This window comes from Deinococcus pimensis DSM 21231 (assembly GCF_000519345.1).
Classification (GTDB): Bacteria; Deinococcota; Deinococci; order Deinococcales; family Deinococcaceae; genus Deinococcus_A; species Deinococcus_A pimensis.
On the sequence record NZ_KI912679.1, the window covers coordinates 50,336 to 50,941 of the forward strand.

Here is a 606-nt window from a genome sequence, read left to right on the forward strand (position 1 = left end):
CGCACGCCGCCCATGCCGGGCATGCGGACGTCCATCAGGACCACGTCGCAGGGCGCGCGCCCGTACACGTCGATCGCCTCCTCGCCGCTCGCGGCCTCCCCGACGACCCGCAGGCCGGGGTCCCGGCCCAGCAGGGAGGTCAGGCCGACGCGGACCCAGGGCTGATCGTCGACGACGAGGACCGTGACGGGGCGGGCAGGGTCATCCACAGGCATACGGTCCCATTGTCGCAGAGGAGCCCCGCGTCCCCGCCGAGGGTGCGCGCGCGCTCGCGCAGGCCGCTCACGCCGAAGCCGGTTCCCGACAGGGGAGGGGAGGTGCAGGCGTTGCGGGCCTCGAAGCGCACGCCGCCCTCCACCGCACGCACGTGCATCGTGACGGGTTCGCCCGGCGCGTGCTTGCGGGCGTTCGTGAGGGCCTCCTGCGCGGCGCGGTACACGGTGAGCCGCGCCTCCTCCCCGAGGAGGTGCGTGACGTCGTCCACGCGCAGGTCCACGGCGCCTTCCGGTGACCAGAACTCCGTGAGGCGCCTCAGCGCGCCCGTCACGTCGCCCGCGCCGTCGTCGGTGCGCAGGGCCTGCACGGCGCCGCGCAGGTCGCGCAGCG

Annotated in this window: 2 protein-coding genes; both read right to left on the reverse strand. The window is 75.6% G+C overall.

The features are described from left to right. Nucleotides 1–209, reverse strand: a 209-nt coding sequence (locus DEIPI_RS34995) for a response regulator transcription factor (RefSeq protein WP_045235289.1), incomplete at its 3' end; no start/stop codon positions are given. Beyond that, nucleotides 140–606, reverse strand: a 467-nt coding sequence (locus DEIPI_RS35000; RefSeq protein WP_045235290.1) for a sensor histidine kinase, incomplete at its 5' end; no start/stop codon positions are given. The genes DEIPI_RS35000 and DEIPI_RS34995, both read right to left, overlap by 70 nt.